The 15,478-nt window shown below is 63.8% G+C and carries 16 protein-coding genes; 11 read left to right on the forward strand and 5 right to left on the reverse strand.

Going from position 1 to position 15,478, the window contains the following annotated elements; translation table 11 throughout:
* The first annotated feature begins 3 nt into the window (after positions 1-3).
* The 7 genes from G6N23_RS00865 to G6N23_RS00895 all read left to right on the forward strand — a co-directional run bounded on the left by G6N23_RS00865 (position 4) and on the right by G6N23_RS00895 (position 8,056).
* On the forward strand, positions 4-1,392 hold the full coding sequence (locus G6N23_RS00865; RefSeq protein WP_062655120.1) for a cytochrome P450: 1,389 nt from the start codon (positions 4-6) through the stop codon (positions 1,390-1,392).
* Entirely contained in the window at positions 1,389-2,591 is a 1,203-nt protein-coding gene (locus G6N23_RS00870; RefSeq protein ID WP_043985045.1) for an NAD(P)/FAD-dependent oxidoreductase, read from the forward strand. Before G6N23_RS00865 ends, G6N23_RS00870 begins: the two co-directional genes overlap by 4 nt.
* 199 nt (positions 2,592-2,790) lie before the next feature.
* A complete protein-coding gene (locus G6N23_RS00875) occupies positions 2,791-3,201 on the forward strand; it encodes an SCP2 sterol-binding domain-containing protein (RefSeq protein ID WP_043985046.1) in 411 nt (136 codons plus the stop codon).
* 36 nt (positions 3,202-3,237) lie between these two features.
* A complete protein-coding gene (locus G6N23_RS00880; RefSeq protein ID WP_043985047.1) occupies positions 3,238-4,866 on the forward strand; it encodes a fatty acid--CoA ligase in 1,629 nt (542 codons plus the stop codon).
* 46 nt (positions 4,867-4,912) lie between these two features.
* Positions 4,913-6,019 (forward strand): NDMA-dependent alcohol dehydrogenase, encoded by a 1,107-nt coding sequence (locus tag G6N23_RS00885; RefSeq protein WP_043985048.1) that lies wholly within the window; start codon positions 4,913-4,915, stop codon positions 6,017-6,019.
* Between the two features lie 271 nt (positions 6,020-6,290).
* Positions 6,291-7,391, forward strand: a complete 1,101-nt coding sequence (locus G6N23_RS00890; RefSeq protein ID WP_043985049.1) for a BtrH N-terminal domain-containing protein — start codon at positions 6,291-6,293, stop codon at positions 7,389-7,391.
* Positions 7,388-8,056, forward strand: a complete 669-nt coding sequence (locus tag G6N23_RS00895) for a transglutaminase-like domain-containing protein (RefSeq protein WP_043985051.1) — start codon at positions 7,388-7,390, stop codon at positions 8,054-8,056. The genes G6N23_RS00890 and G6N23_RS00895 overlap by 4 nt, the downstream gene beginning before the upstream one ends.
* A gap of 224 nt (positions 8,057-8,280) precedes the next feature.
* Here the strand turns inward: G6N23_RS00895 and G6N23_RS00900 are convergent, their stop codons facing one another.
* Complete coding sequence (locus G6N23_RS00900; RefSeq protein ID WP_162291742.1) at positions 8,281-8,514, reverse strand: hypothetical protein; 234 nt, start codon at positions 8,512-8,514, stop codon at positions 8,281-8,283.
* A 36-nt stretch (positions 8,515-8,550) separates the two neighbouring features.
* Here G6N23_RS00900 and G6N23_RS00905 point away from each other — a divergent pair, with 36 nt between their 5' ends.
* Positions 8,551-8,865, forward strand: a complete 315-nt coding sequence (locus tag G6N23_RS00905; RefSeq protein WP_043985053.1) for a PaaI family thioesterase — start codon at positions 8,551-8,553, stop codon at positions 8,863-8,865.
* Positions 8,866-9,046: 181 nt separating this feature from the next.
* On the forward strand, positions 9,047-10,096 hold the full coding sequence (locus G6N23_RS00910; RefSeq protein ID WP_062655119.1) for an LLM class flavin-dependent oxidoreductase: 1,050 nt from the start codon (positions 9,047-9,049) through the stop codon (positions 10,094-10,096).
* A 47-nt stretch (positions 10,097-10,143) separates the two neighbouring features.
* On the opposite strand, the gene G6N23_RS00915 is transcribed toward G6N23_RS00910, so the two are convergent.
* From G6N23_RS00915 to G6N23_RS00925, 3 genes are all read right to left on the reverse strand, one after another.
* On the reverse strand, positions 10,144-10,608 hold the full coding sequence (locus G6N23_RS00915) for a DUF6188 family protein (RefSeq protein ID WP_062655118.1): 465 nt from the start codon (positions 10,606-10,608) through the stop codon (positions 10,144-10,146).
* Positions 10,609-10,683: 75 nt separating this feature from the next.
* Complete coding sequence (locus G6N23_RS00920; protein WP_062655117.1) at positions 10,684-11,355, reverse strand: TetR/AcrR family transcriptional regulator; 672 nt, start codon at positions 11,353-11,355, stop codon at positions 10,684-10,686.
* Positions 11,352-11,810: a PaaI family thioesterase gene (locus G6N23_RS00925; RefSeq protein WP_275991490.1), complete on the reverse strand. Its 459-nt coding sequence runs from the start codon at positions 11,808-11,810 to the stop codon at positions 11,352-11,354. The genes G6N23_RS00920 and G6N23_RS00925 overlap by 4 nt, the downstream gene beginning before the upstream one ends.
* 155 nt (positions 11,811-11,965) lie before the next feature.
* On the opposite strand from G6N23_RS00925, the gene G6N23_RS00930 reads away from it, so the two are divergent.
* A complete protein-coding gene (locus G6N23_RS00930; RefSeq protein ID WP_078281698.1) occupies positions 11,966-12,652 on the forward strand; it encodes a TetR/AcrR family transcriptional regulator in 687 nt (228 codons plus the stop codon).
* A gap of 167 nt (positions 12,653-12,819) precedes the next feature.
* Here G6N23_RS00930 and G6N23_RS00935 read toward each other — a convergent pair.
* A protein-coding gene (locus G6N23_RS00935; RefSeq protein WP_085990709.1) for an IS3 family transposase occupies positions 12,820-13,982 on the reverse strand; the annotation gives its coding sequence in 2 pieces (ribosomal slippage) (positions 12,820-13,695 and positions 13,698-13,982; 1,161 coding nt in all).
* 422 nt (positions 13,983-14,404) lie between these two features.
* Between G6N23_RS00935 and G6N23_RS00940 the strand changes: the two genes are divergently transcribed.
* Positions 14,405-15,202, forward strand: a complete 798-nt coding sequence (locus G6N23_RS00940) for a hypothetical protein (RefSeq protein WP_043985058.1) — start codon at positions 14,405-14,407, stop codon at positions 15,200-15,202.
* The last annotated feature ends 276 nt before the right edge of the window (positions 15,203-15,478 follow it).

Raw genomic sequence — 15,478 nt, forward strand, 5'->3', positions numbered from 1 at the left:
GTAATGAAGGTTTCTGAAGCAATCACCGAGAAAGTTCAGGCGACCATCCCGATCGACCTGCAGATTCAAGGTGCACACCTGTATGACAAGACCCGGCGTTTGGTGACCGGAACGAACGGCAAGAAGATCTTCGTCGAGAGCCCCCTCCCGCCGGTCGAGGACGTCGAACTCGCCGACATCGACCTCAGCAACCCTTTCCTCTATCGTCAGGGGCTCTGGCAGTCGTACTACGAGCGCCTGCGCAACGAAGCTCCGGTCCACTACCAGCCCAACAGTCCGTTCGGTCCGTTCTGGTCGGTCACGCGGCATGCCGACATCGTGACCGTCGAGAAGAACCATGAGGTCTTCTCCTCCGAGCCGTTCATCGTCATCGGGTCCCCCCCTCGTTTCCTGGATGTCGCGATGTTCATCGCGATGGATCCGCCACGCCACGACAGGCAGCGGGCCGCCGTCCAAGGGGTGGTCGCGCCCAAGAACCTGCGTGAGATGGAGGGGCTGATCCGCTCGCGCGTCCAGGAGGTGCTGGACGATCTGCCCCTGGATCAGCCGTTCGACTGGGTGCAGAATGTCTCGATCGAGCTGACCGCTCGGATGCTTGCGACCCTCCTGGACTTCCCGTACGAGCAGCGTCGCAAGCTCGTCGAGTGGTCAGATCTGGCAACCTCGATGGAGCAGGCCAATGGCGGTCCCTCGGACCTTGACGAGACGTTCGCAGGCATGCGCGATATGGCGCGGGGTCTCAGCGAGCACTGGCACGACAAGGCGGCCCGGACCGCTGCCGGGGAGGAACCCGGCTTCGATCTGATCACCATGTTGCAGAGCAACGAGAGCACCAAGGATCTGATCAAACGACCGATGGAGTTCTTGGGCAACCTCGTGCTGCTGATCGTCGGAGGCAACGACACCACCCGGAACTCGATGAGCGGCGGTGTTCTCGCGTTGAACCGGTACCCGGACCAGTTCGAGAAGCTGAAGGCCAACCCCGACCTGATCCCCAACATGAACTCGGAGATCATTCGGTGGCAGACGCCGCTGGCCTATATGCGCCGGATCGCCACGGCCGACACCATGCTCAACGGGCAGTTCATTCGCAAGGGCGACAAGGTGGTGATGTGGTACGCCTCGGGCAACCGCGACGAGCGCGTATTCGATCAGCCCGACGACTTCATCATCGACCGGGCCAACGCCCGCAACCACATCTCCTTCGGCTTCGGTGTCCACCGTTGCATGGGCAACCGGCTGGCCGAGCTGCAGCTGCGGATTCTCTGGGAGGAGCTGCTTCCTCGCTTCGAGAACATCGAGGTCGTCGGCGAACCCGAGTACGTGCAGTCCAACTTCGTGAGGGGTATCAGCAAGCTGATGGTCCGCCTCACCCCGAAATCCGACGCATGACATTGGAGCGGGCGCTCATCGTCGGGGCCAGCCATGCCGGGGCCCAACTCTCGGCCAGTCTGCGCCAGGAAGGGTGGACCGGTGAGATCGTCCTCGTCGGCGACGAGTCGGCGCTGCCCTACCAACGCCCTCCGCTGTCGAAGGCATACCTGGCCGGCAAGTGCACCCTCGAGGAGCTCGCGATCCGCAGCGCCGAGTTCTACACCAAGCAGCGAATCCAACTCCTGGATGCGACGGTGGAGGCGGTCGACCGTGCGGCGGGCCACCTCTCGCTGAGCACCGGCGAGTCGCTGCCCTACGACAGGCTCGCGCTGTGCACGGGCGCCCGCCCTCGTCGGCTCCCCACCCCGGGAGCCGACCTGGCCGGAGTCTTCTACCTACGCACCGCGGCGGACGTCGAGAAGATCCGAGACGCCACCAGACCGGGGCGTCGAGCCGTGATCGTCGGCGGCGGCTACATCGGACTGGAGACGGCCGCCTCGTTGCGTGCGTTGGGCCTGGAGGTCACCGTGCTCGAGGCGACCGAGCGTGTCCTCGAACGGGTCACCGCCCCGGAGGTATCGGCGTTCTTCGACCGGATCCACCGGGAGGAGGGCGTCAACATCCGGACGGGTGCGCTGGTCGAGGCTCTGTCCGGCGACGGCAGGGTCCGCGAAGTAGTCCTGGCCGGTGGTGAATCGATTCCCGCCGACCTCGTCATCGTCGGCATCGGCGTCGAGCCGAACACTGAGCTCGCCGCCGCCGCGGGCTTGGTCGTCGACAACGGCGTCGTGATCGACGACCAGGCCCGGACCAGCGACCCCGCGATCGTGGCCGCCGGGGACTGCGTCAGCCACGACATGGCCCGTTACGGGCGCCGCATACGCCTGGAGTCCGTGCCCAGCGCGGCCGAGCAGGCCAAAGTCGCCGCGGCGACCATCTGCGGGAAGTCCAAGACGATAGCGGCGCTGCCCTGGTTCTGGTCAGATCAATACGACCTCAAGCTCCAGATCGCCGGTCTTAACACCGGCTACGACGAGGTCGTCCTCAGCGGCGACCCGACCCGGGACCGCGACTTCACCTGCTTCTACCTGCGCGCCGGCGAGCTCATCGCCGCCGACTGCGTCAACCGCCCCCGCGACTTCATGTTCAGCAAGCGGGTCATCACGCAGCAGGTCCCCGTCGACCGGGCCGAACTGGTGCTCGCCGGCTCGGCCTGAGGCGAAGACCCCGCCGCTGCGCGGCCGCCCCGCCTCGTGCGGACCCCGGTCGTACGCCCGCGTTCTGGGCGGCGTCCGGCATGAGGACCGAGTGGGGTTTGCGAAGCGGTGTGACGGTTTACTATCCAGTGAGGGCATCGTGATGGAGTCGATGCTCGCGATATTTTAATGCTGACAACGAGATTGGTGGAGGTTGACGATGGCGGTTTTCAAGGATGAGGACGAGGTCTATACCTTTCTGGCTGGAATCTTTCGGCGGGGCCTGGAGAAGGAAGGGCTGGCCGATAAGCTCGTGAGTTCGGGTGTGGTGTTGCGGGTGCACTACACCGATCCGGACGCAGTGGTGACAGTGGACATGGCGAACAAGGTGGTGGAGACGGGTGCGGACAGCACCGCGGTGCCCAATGTCGAGCTGTTCATGTCGGCAGACACCGGGAACAAGTTCTGGTTGGGCAAGGTGAACCTGACGATGGCGATGGCCAGGGGAACGGTGCGCGCAAAGGGCCCGGCGGCGAAGCTGATCAAAATGATCCCGCAGGCCAAGAACCTGTTCCCGGAGTACCGGTTGCTGTTGCAGAACGAGAATCGGCAGGACCTCATCGATGCGTGAACGACGCTTCACCGCGGGCTGCAGGACGGGCGTGCGATGAAGAGCACCATGCAGGATGTTCCGTTGACGGTGGCCGGGATCGTGCGCCACGCCTCGACGATCCACGGCGATCGCGATGTGCTGACGGCGCGAGGGCCCGGACAGATCTCTCGGGTGTCCTACCGCGAGGTGGGGGAGCGCGCGGCACGGCTGGCGAATGCGTTGCGCGAGATCGGCATTCGTGGAGACGAGCGTGTCGCGACGCTGCAGTGGAGCAACCAGGAGCATCTGGATGCCTACGCGGCGGTGCCGTCGATGGGCGCGGTGCTGCACACGTTGAACCTGCGGCTGCCGCCGGACCAGCTGACGTGGATCGCCAATCACGCCGATGATCGGGTGATCATCGTCGACGGTACGGTGCTGGGCCTGTTGGCGACGGCGTTGCCGTCGATGACCTCGGTCCGCACGGTGCTGGTGACCGGCACGGGTGACCTCGCCGCGGTCCAGGGGTGCGGCAAGGACGTCCTTCGGTACGACGACGTGGTGGCCGACCAGCCGAGCACGTTCGACTGGCCCGACGTCGACGAGCAGTCGGCCGCCGCGATGTGCTACACCAGCGGTACCACCGGGCACCCGAAGGGCGTTGTCTACAGTCATCGTTCGACGTGGTTGCACTCTCAGGCGGCGTGCACCACGAATGCCTTGGGCATCGGTCCTGACGACACGGTGTTGGCGATCGTTCCGATGTTCCACGCCAACGCGTGGGGGCTCCCGTACGCGGCGATGATGGCGGGCGCGCAGCTTCTGCTGCCCGACCGTTTCCTGCAGGCGGCGCCCTTGGTGGAGATGATCGAGGCCGCGCGCCCGACGATGGCGGGCGCTGTGCCGACGATCTGGACCGACGTTCTGCACTATCTTCGCGACAATCCCGGCCACGACGTGAGTTCGCTGAAGATGGTGGCCTGCGGTGGTTCGGCGGTTCCGCGGTCGTTGATGACCGCCTATGACGAGCTGGGCGTCCGCATTGTGCAGGCCTGGGGGATGACCGAGACGTCCCCGCTGGCCGCGGTCGCATTGCCGCGGAACAGCGACACCCCGGAGAGGTCCCTTTACCTGCGCGGAACCCAGGGCCGAGTGGTGGCCGGTGTGCAAGCCCGCATCGTCGACGACGCCGGCGCCGAGCAGCCCTGGGACGGAAAGTCGGTGGGGGAGATTCAGATCCGCGGCCCGTGGATCACCGGGTCGTATTACGAGCATGACACTTCGGCGGTGTCGCCGGACGGGTGGTTGCGCACCGGAGACGTCGGGACGATCAGCCCGGATGCGTTCATCACGCTGACCGACCGTTCCAAGGACGTCATCAAGTCCGGGGGCGAATGGATCTCCTCGGTGGAGCTGGAGAACGATTTGGCCGCTCACCCTGCGGTGCGCACCGCCACCGTGATCGGGGTTCCCGATGACAAGTGGCAGGAACGACCGCTGGCGGTGGTCGTCCTGGCTGCCGACCGCACCGCCACCGCCGCGGAATTGACCGAGTTCCTCCGTCCGCGGGTGGCCAAGTGGTGGCTACCGGAACGGTGGGCGTTCGTCACCGACATTCCGCTGACCTCGACCGGCAAGTTCGACAAGAAGAAGCTGCGCCGCCAGTACGCCGACGGTGATCTCACCGTCGAGACACTGGCGTGAATCATCAATCCACTGCGACCGAAACATCGATGTTAAGGAGACACATATGAAGACACGCGCTGCAGTGCTCTGGGGCCTGGGAGAGAAGTGGGAGGTCGAGGAGGTCGAGTTGGATCCGCCCGGCCCCGATGAGGTGCTGGTCCGGTTGACCGCGACCGGGTTGTGCCATTCAGATGAGCACCTCGTGACCGGTGACCTGCCCATTCCGCTGCCCGTCGTCGGTGGCCACGAGGGTGCCGGCACCGTGGTCGAAGTGGGTGCGGGTGTCGAGAACGTCGCCGAGGGCGATTCGGTGATCCTGACGTTCCTGCCGTCGTGTGGGCACTGTTCCTATTGCGCGCGGGGGATGGGCAACATGTGCGACTTGGGTGCGGCGCTCATGATGGGACCCCAGATCGACGGGACGTACCGTTTCCATGCCCGCGGTGAGGACGTCGGCCAGATGTGCCTGCTGGGCACGTTCTCGGAATACACCGTGGTCCCCAAGGCGTCTCTGGTCAAAATCGACCAGGGGACACCGCTGGACAAGGCGGCGTTGATCGGGTGTGGTGTGACGACCGGGTACGGGTCGGCGGTGCGCACCGGTGAGGTGCGTGCCGGGGACACCGTGGTGGTGATCGGAGCCGGTGGCATCGGTATGAATGCGATTCAGGGTGCCCGCATCGCGGGCGCGTTGAACATCGTGGCTGTCGATCCGGTGGCGTTCAAGCGTGAACAAGCCGGTGGTTTCGGTGCGACGCATGCCGTTGGCACGGTCGACGAGGCCTGGTCACTGATCAGTGACATCACCCGCGGCAAACTCGCCGATGTCTGCGTGTTGACCACCGATGTCGCCGAAGGGTCCTACATCGGTGAGGCGCTGTCCTTGGTCGGTAAACGCGGTCGTGTGGTCGTTACCGCGATCGGGCACCCCGAAGACACATCGATGTCGGGTTCACTGCTGGAATTAACGCTGTATGAAAAGCAGATCCGCGGCGCCCTCTACGGCTCGTCCAACGCCGCCCACGACATCCCGCGGCTCGTCGAACTCTACAACTCCGGACACCTCAAACTCGACGAGCTGATCACCCGTGAGTACACCCTCGATCAGATCAACGAGGGCTACGACGACATGCGGTCAGGCCGCAACATCCGAGGACTCATCCGATTCTGACAGAGCACCCAAAGCAGGGAAGCGCAAAACGGCACCAAGCGAGCTCAGTACAACGATGGCGATGCTGCGGGTCAGGGGCTCTCACCGTTGACGCTTCGATGCGGGATAGCGATCGAAAGCAATGTTTCCCATAGTCATAGGCGCTCGAGCTGCGCGGGTGAGATTGGCTGCGGTCGAACAGTTCTGGCACCTACCGCCAGCCGGGACGCCTTGATGGTATGTAGCTTTCGATGAGTGTTAACAGTGCTATTGGATAAGAGAGGAAGCGGCGATGGCGAGGATTGAAATTCCCTATCTCCATAGGAGAGGAGGGCACTGTGGTTCCGGTGCGCTGCGTGACCTTACTGAATGGGCACAACTAGGATGGGGGACAGAAACACTCAGTGAAGGATTGGTCTTCACCCTCGGCGGAGCCTTGGACTTCTCGTACGTCCGCTCTACGCAATTGTTTCCCCAGATCTACCTGGTAGGACGAGGAAGCGACCTGGAAAAAGACTACCTCTCCCGAGTTGGTGCAAACTGCGTCGTGCGATCGACCGATGACGCAGACGTGGGATGGTCATTTGTTACCGACGAAGTCGACAAGGGCCGACCCGTCATGGTCTGGGCTGACATCGGCGAACTTCCTTACCTGCGCGTCCGATTGCACATGAGCCGTCACGACATCGTCATCACCGGATATGATGACGAACAAGGGGTTGCCTATGTGGTCGATAATGACCGCGAGACCACCCAAACGGTGGCTTATGATGACCTGCGCCGGGCGCGGTCCTCGGTAGGGTTCCCTACACCGACCCGGCACACCACATATCACGTCGACTGGCCGGAGCGAGTGCCCGACCTTGGGCCGATTGCCGCCACTGCATTAGCCGCGAGCGCAGCTTTCATGCGCGGCGGTGCCGTAGGTGCGCCGCTACTGCGCATCGAGGCAGCTGAAGTCGAGGCTTCCGGTTTGAAGGGTGTGCAGGAGTTCGCCGATGACGTACGGCATTGGCCAACGGTGTTTGATGACGACGCCCTGACCGCGGCATTGTTCGGGCTCGGGGCGTTCATCGAGAAAGCCGGAACCGGTGGCGGGCTCTTTCGTATGCTGCAAGCACAAGGTTGCCAGAATATCGCCGATCTCCTCGGGGACGCCGCCGCAGCCGAAGCGGCGGCCGCGGCCCGACACGCTTCCCAAGCGTGGTCTGAGCTTGCGGCCGCAGCCACCGATGCCGGCACATCGCTACGGAGTCGTAGTCTCGCTGCGGCCAAAATCGCCGCGACGATCCCGGACTCCGAAACACGCCTCGTCGAAGCCCTCGAAACGGCCAGTCGATCCGTTGGCACTGTCGATACCGGCCTCGAGGCTTATCTGAAAGGCTATCTGTGAGCGACACTTCAAACGAATCGAGTTTCCTGGAGACAACTGGGTTCCTCGATTGGCAGCACGACGATGTACAGCGCTTCACCGAGGACGCGGTCGGTGACGTTCGTGACCCTGTGCAGAAGGCGAGGTTGATCTTCACCGCTGTGCGGGACAGGATTTGGTACGATCCCTATAGCACCGACGACGATCCCGAGCATTATCGGGCGAGCTATGTAGCGACAGCGTCGAGGGCGTATTGCATACCGAAGGCGGTGCTGCTGACCGCGGCAGCTCGTGCGGCGGGCATTCCGGCCCGGCTCGGATTCGCGGACGTGCGCAACCATCTGCAGACCACCACATTGCGTGCCCGGATGGGAGGTACCGACGTGTTCGTCTACCACGGATATAGCGAATTACAACTCAACAACCGCTGGGTGAAGGCTACTCCGGCGTTCAATGCCGAGCTCTGCGCGCGATTCGGTGTACCTCCGATCGACTTCGACGGCCACACCGATGCGCTCCTCCATGCCTACGACGGTGGGGGAAGCCAACACATGGAGTACCTCAACGACCGCGGTTGGTACCACGATCTCCCCTTCACCGACATCGTTACAGAGTTGCATCACCGGTACGGCCCGCTCATGGCTGGTGCTGGAGCCCAGCGTGACGCCTTCTCCCAGGAGTTGTGAGGCGCTGCGGACTGTGTGCCAGTTCATTGTGACGCGATCTGGCCGGCTATGAATACACTGCAGTCCAAGGGATTACGGGCAGGACCAGATAGCCGACAGTGTCCTAATCGGAAGGTGTGTCGCAGCGATGATCTCGGCGGGCTAACGAGTCCTACATACATATCTACCGGCGATCAGCCCAGTCGACGCCGGCGCAATTCTTCAGTCGTGTGGTGAACCACGCGCTACGAGGGTCTATTTAGGAGGGTTTCGTCATCGAAGAGCAAGCGGAAGAAGATTCGGCCATCGCATGGTGGCATAGCTTTCAGGATCGTGCTGTCGCCGCCGACGGCGACTACCTTGATGCGCACCACCCGTGGTGCCTTGGTTGCGGCACAGACAATCCGCACGGTCATCGCCTGCGAGCGCGTCGGCATGGCGACGGGGTGGGTGCCAGGCATATCTTCGACGGCAGACATCGCGGCGCACCCGGTATCGCACATGGCGGCGCAGTCATGACCGTACTCGACGACATGGTGGGCATGTTGCTGTACGTCGTCGGTGAGATGGCCGTCACCCGCAGGTTCGATACCGAGTTCTACGCGCCGGTGTTGCTGGGGGTCCCCTACGAGGTCAGCGCGGAGCTGGTGTCCAAGACCGGCCGGAAACTCGAAGTCCGGACAGAATTGCGCGAGGAGACTACCGGTCAGCTAGTCGCGTCCGCCTCAGGGTTATTCGTCGTCGTCACGATGGCGCACTTCACTAGTTCCATACAGAAGGCGACTTCGACACCCTGCATTGTGCGGTCACCCAGGGAGGGAAGATGCTGAGCACCAGCCTTGGAGGTGGCGCACGGCTGGCCGCGCGCGTTCCACGTCTCTTACCCCGCTCGACGCAAACATCATCAACGCACTCATGTACCTGGTCGCCGAGGATCACCTCCACCAGACGGCGGCCACGGGTCAGCGCCGTCGTATTCGACGGCCCGCGCCCGCGCACAGGAGACCGGTCATGAGCACCTACGGCCTGTCGGTTCTCGGCGCGGATTTGAAGTCACTGGCCCAGACCGCACACGCCGCCGATGCGGCCGGGTTCGACGCCGTATGGGCCTCGGAGTTCTACTCCCGGTCGGGTTCGATCTCCATGGCCGCGATGGCCAACTGCACACAGAACTGCCGGATCGGTTCCTCCATTCTCTACGGCGTCGGCCGAAGCCCCCTGGTGCTGGCCACCGAGGCGCGTGATCTCGACGAACTCTCCAACGGACGGCTGGTGCTGGGCATCGGCAACGGCACCAAGCGGATGATGAGCGACTGGCACGGCGTGCCCGACACCTCCGCGCCCGCGCTGCGGATGGAAGAACTCGTGATGCTGCTGCGCCGGATATGGAACCTGCATGAAGGCCCGATCCATCACGAGGGTCGTTTTTACAGAATGAATCTCACGCCGACCGGCGACGTGGGACCCTCCAGCCGGCCGATCCCGATCGTCACCGCCGGTGTCCGGCCTCGGATGTGCGAGGCGGCCGGGCGGGTGGCCGACGGGCTGGCCGGACATCCCCTGTTCACCACCACCTACGTCGAGGAGATCGTCCGGCCCGCTATCGCCAGGGGTGCCGCGCACACCGGCCGCGACCCCAATGACGTGGAAATCATTTCCATGGTGATGTGCGCCATCCACGACGACGCCGAGGTCGCCAGGCGCGAACTGGCGCAGCAGATTGCGTTCTACTCCTCGGTCAAATCCTACGAGACGGTACTTGATGTGAACGGCTTCGCCAGCGAAGGCCGAACCATCCGGGAAGCATTCGCCCAGCGCGATTTCCCGGCGATGTTCGCCGCGGTGTCCGAGGAGATGATCGACACCATGGGCGTCGCGGGGACGGCACACGAGGTCCGTGAACAGCTGAGACGCTACGACGGCGTCCTCGACCACATCATGCTGTATTCACCATCGGTTGGCATCGCTCCCGAGCGCGTGCAGCAAAACCTCGACAGCATCATTCGGGAATGCTCGCCCGCCTCGATGTCGCCAGGGCAGTCCGGTCCACGTTCAATCTGATCCACGCATTGCCGCCGAAGTTGACCCGTCCCCGTCCGCGGTCGCATTTAGTGCGTCTGTCGCGCCGACCCCGCCGACGGTTGTGCGGCGTTGTTGAGGATGTTGGCGTCGTCGCTGTCGGGGAGGTCGTGGCGGACCACGCGTACCCGCCCCCGGGGTAGGCATGCCATGTAGCCGTGGCGCTTGCCGTACAACTCCCATGCCGTTTCCTCGGAATCGGGGTCGACGTCGATGCTGTGTCCACGCGAGAACCTCAGGTGTAGCCCTCCATCGTCGCCGGACCAGGCCTGAGTGCACACCGCGCCGGCGAGGTTCAACAACGGGCGTTCGTCAGTCGCGATCTTGAGTGGATCGATGCGTACCGCTTCTGCGGGATACGGGTCGACCGCAGGCAGTGTCAGCAGCAAGGGGCACGAGATGACAATCTCGTTGTAGTCGTCCAGGTCCAGGACCAGGCCGTCGCGCACGGAGACGCGTTGCACGACACAATTTTCGATCCATTGGGTATACATGGCACTCTCCTTCGCCGCGTCATCGAGCCTCGCCCTAAGGGTACTTTAGGTAGCGCTGCGATACTACTAGTAGCGTTATGCGGTTTCCGCGGGTCGTGCGCGGCTGGTCACCACGCGCCGAGTGGCCAGGTCGATGCGTTCGCGAGTATCGGCGGCCGACGCTCGGTGGCCACAAAAGGCCACGAGGTTGGCCAGCCACACGTCGGAGATGATCGCGGCGATGTGTAAATCGGCGGGAGTCGGTTCGCCGCCCCTGAGCGTGCGGGCCAGCAGGGTCTGAATTTCGGCGGCGGCGCAGTCTAGTTCTGCGGCTGCCCGGGTGTCTGCAACGGCGAACGCTCGTGTCATGGCTGATGTCAGCCAGGGATCGCGCTGCCAGCGGTCATGTAGGTGTGTGGTGAGACGTTCGAGCCGTTCCAATGGCGTGCCGTCACCGCTAGCCCAGTCGTCAGCCGAGTCGAGTCGGCGAAACTCGCGCGATAGCGCCGCCACCAACAAGTTGGTCTTCGCCGGGAAGTGGCGGTAGAGCGTGCCGACGGCGATACCGGCCCGCTCGGCAACCGACCGCATCTGAACCGCCTCATAGCCACCTGACGTGGCCACGAGCAGGGCCGCGTCCAGAATCGCTTCCCGGCGCTGGGCGGATGAACGCGAGGCGGGCGCTACAGCGGTCCGCGTCTGACCGCCAGCCGAATTTGCTTCCAGCGGTCGGGTTTTGCCATGGCTGCGAGAAAGAGCGTGCGTCATAATCGCCCGTCGTCGAGGCCGCCGTGACGTGAGAACTGCTCGAGAAGGCCGCCAAAAGCACTGACGTCGCCGTGCGCAGCGAAGTGATCCGTGCTGACTGCGACAAATACCGCAGTGGCGGTGAAGCGGTTGGCCCCATCGGAATCAGTGCCCGTCGCCATGACGTGCAGAGCCCGTCCTTCGCGGGACCGGATGTGGGCGGTGATCCTGTGGGGTTGATGCAGAGGTACCGGCCGCAGATACTCCACTGTCAGGCTGCGAGTCACCGCTGGTGTGCCGGCGATCCACAATGTGAATCCCAAGACGTCATCGCACGCCGCCGCAACTGCTCCGCCATGGGCCAGCCCAGGAGCCCCAATGTGGCGCTCGTCGAAAATCACGTCGGAGTACACCGCGTCGCCGCGGCGGTGCACCACCAACTGCAGTCCGTGGGGATTGTCGGGGCCGCAACCCATGCACGTTGTCGTGTGCGAAGGTAACCGCTTCGGCAGCGACGCGCTTTCCGGCACAATCACGCTCCAATACTATCGGTTTCGCTTCGATACCGTTAGTACCACACTGCTAGACTGCCAGGACAGCATCGCGTGAAATCGACCGCCGAGGTGAATGAGTGAGCGACAGTCAGCCAGCGCCGGTCCCTGACGATGACGTGGACCCGCGGCGAATCCGGTCTCGAAATCGACTGCTGGATGCAGCCGCGACCCTTCTGAGCACTGGCGGCGTGGAAGCCGTCACGATCGATGCCGTCACCAAAGCGTCCAAAGTGGCCAGAACCACGCTTTACCGCCATTTCCAAAGTTCGTCGCACCTGCTCGCAGCCACGTTCGAACGCTTGCTTCCCCAGGTGACGACTCCGGTACCGACCAGCGGCCCTCTGCGTGACCAGTTGATCGAATTGCTAAGCCGCCAAGCCGCTCTTTTCAACGACGCGCCACTGCATGTCACGACGCTGGCATGGCTGTCCCTTGGTCCCACCGGCCCGACGAACGAAGCCGATGATCGACACACATCCGGCGCGTTGCGGGCCCGAGTCGTCGAGCAGTACCGGCAACCGTTCGACGCCATACTCTCTAGCCCGACGGCGCAAGCCGAGTTGGAGAACTTCGACCGAGAACTGGCGCTGTGCCAACTGGTCGGCCCAGTGGCGTTTGCCCGGATGACCGGCATTCGCGCCATCACTCACGACGACTGCGTGAACCTCGTCGATGGCTTTCTCGCCGCCCACTGCAAGAGCGACGATGGCGAGACCAAGCGCGTGAAGGCCGCCAGTCTGCATGCACGGCGACCGCTCGCATAGCCCTCTAGCACAACGAGTTTCACTGCGCCCAGTCTGGCTGGTCTTCGAACTTTCCTCTGCACTCCAGTCACGTCGGCGATGGCACCGGCGAAATGTTCGCCGTCACTCGCTAGGGGCCGTGCACGCAGATCGCAGGGGTCTGCTGCAAGATCAGGTGACAGTTTCGGTCACGCGGCCTGAGTGGCCGGTGTCGTCATAATCGCTTCGAATTCGATCGGGGTCAACCGCCCGAGTCCGGCCTGGCGCCGGCGGCGATGGTAGGTCCGTTCGATCCAGGTGACGATCGCGATCCGCAACTCCTCGCGGGTGTCCCAGCGGCGACGATCGAGCACGTTCTTCTGCAGCAGACTAAAGAAGCTCTCCATCGCCGCGTTGTCGCCGGCCGCACCGACGCGGCCCATCGATCCAACCATCTCGTAACGACCGAGTGCATGTACAAATCTCCTTGACCTGAATTGAGATCCGCGGTCGGAGTGCAGGATGCAGCCGGCCACATCACCGCGACGTGCCACCGCACTACTGAGCGCTGCGGTGGCCAGACGGGACTTCATCCTGGAGTCGATCGAGTACCCGACGATGCGGTTGGAGAACACGTCCTTGATCGCACAGAGATAGAGCTTGCCTTCGCCGGTGCGATGCTCGGTGATATCACTGAGCCACAACCGATTTGGTCTACCAGCGGTGAAATCCCGCTCTACGAGATCATCGTGGACCGGCGGGCCAACCTTGCCGTTCTTGCCACGCTTCTTACCGAACACGCTCCACAACCGATTCTGCGAGCAGATCCGCCAAGCGGTGCGCTCGGCCATCGACTCGCCGGCCTCGCGGGCCTCTTCGACCAGGTAGCGATAGCCGAACTCAGGGTCATCCTTATGGGCGTCGAACAGGGCGTTGGCGCGGTAGGCCTCGATGAACTCGGCGTCGGTGATGGGATTGGCCCGCCAGCGGTAATAGGGCTGGCGGGCGAGCTTGAGTACCCGGCACGTCACCGCGACGGGGACCCCGTCGTCGGCGAGCTCACTTACGAGCGGGTAGACCCTTTTCCCGGCAGATTGGCCTGCGACAAATACGCGGTGGCCCGGCGCAGGACCTCGTTTTCCTGCTCCAACAACTTGATCCGACGCCTCGCATCCCGCAGCTCAGCGGACTCGCCGGTGCTCTTGCCGGGCTTGGTGCCCTCATCGATATCAGCTTGGCGCATCCACTTGTGCAGCGTCATCGGGTGCACACCGAAATCGGTGGCGATCTGCTCGATCGTTACACCGTCGTCGCGGTTGCGAGCGACCCGCACGACGTCGTCGCGGAACTCTCGGGGGTAAGGCCTGGGCACAAGGACATCCTTCCAGCTCACCCGTCCCGGGCAAGCCAACTCAGATGTCACCTATTCGTGCAGCAGACCCCAGGCATGCCCACGACGACTATGTCGGGCCAGGCGACGTGAACCGCCTCAGCGTTCGCAGTGCGGTTGCTCGCGTTGAGACCCCGTAGCACTTTCGTCAATGGCATTGCGGATCGATGCGTGTTTATCGTCCGACGAAAAGTGATCGTGCTGGCCCCAGAGTGCAAGAGGTGTGTCGGAATTGGAGGAACTGGCTGGCAGGGATGGCTTGGTGGCAAGCGGGGCGGGTTACTCGGCAGTGACGACAGCGGCCGGGGCGCGCCATCGGAAGTGACGCTGAGCGACGCGCGGAACTGAGACGAATGTGGCTGTGGTCGTGGACCAAACCTCGTGTTGCTTCGTAGGTTGTCGACATGACTGCTGTGTCGAAACTGGAGGCGCGTCGTCGCGCCGTCGAGGCGCAACGCCGAGCGAACGAAGTGCGAGCGCAGCAGGACCGTGCCAACGCCGATGACGCGACCGCCGTTCGGGCGTTGATCGGACGCCTGCAGGATGTGGACGAATGGCAGGCCCGTCGCGTCGCGCAGTCTCGCCAGCAAGCGGAGGCGGAGGCGCAGCGCAGGCGCAGCCGCTATTACGCGGAAGCCTGTGCATCGATCAAGGACATGCGGGAACGTGGCGCGACGTTGGCGGCTATCGCCGAGCTGGTCGGTGTTGATGTCAGAGAGATACGCGCGCTGCTGCGCAGCAAGGCGGCGAAAACCGTTAAGAAGCAACCGGCTGCGCGCGCTGATGCATGGCGCGACGCTCGTGTGGACACGGAGTGGCCGCGGTGCGTGCGATGCGATGTGTTGATGATGGATCCTGAAGACAGGCCACGTCGCGGACGCCGCCGGCTCTACTGCTCGGACACGTGTCGGCGCGACTCATCTGCTGCACGCATGGCTGCCGAGCGCCACGGAACGCCGATCCGCGTCGTCGAGGTGCCGAGGGCCGGTTCCGCGACCGACCTCGCCCTGACGCCTGAAGATTCACCGGCTCCTGTCCCTGTCAGCGCGCTCGACGCCGCAGACATTGCCTCCCGGGACGAGCGGGCGCTGTGCACGCTGCTAGCGAGGCTCACGGAACGGGCACGGCACAAGGACCTCGACCGAGCGACTCTGACGGCGGCGCGTGATCTCGCCAAAGCTGTTTATCCGTATCGCGCCTGAACGGCTCAGCAACCGTATCGATCATCTGGTCGTCAACGCCCGTTGTGCCCGCGTGATGCGCGCTGCGTAACCTGGGTCACGTGGCAGATAACCCGCCAGGCAATCGATGTGCGTCCTGCGCAACATCGGCATCGGCGTTGCCGAGCGCCCTAGGGCGGATCCGTCGCCAGTGAGCGCAGTCGCTCGTAACCTGCCTTCTGACTCCGCGATCCGGCCGGGAGCGGACCGCGGCGTGCTTCGATAGGTACGTGGGGCCACCCTGTCCGAAATCAGCTG

This window comes from Mycolicibacter terrae (assembly GCF_010727125.1).
Classification (GTDB): domain Bacteria; phylum Actinomycetota; class Actinomycetes; order Mycobacteriales; family Mycobacteriaceae; genus Mycobacterium; species Mycobacterium terrae.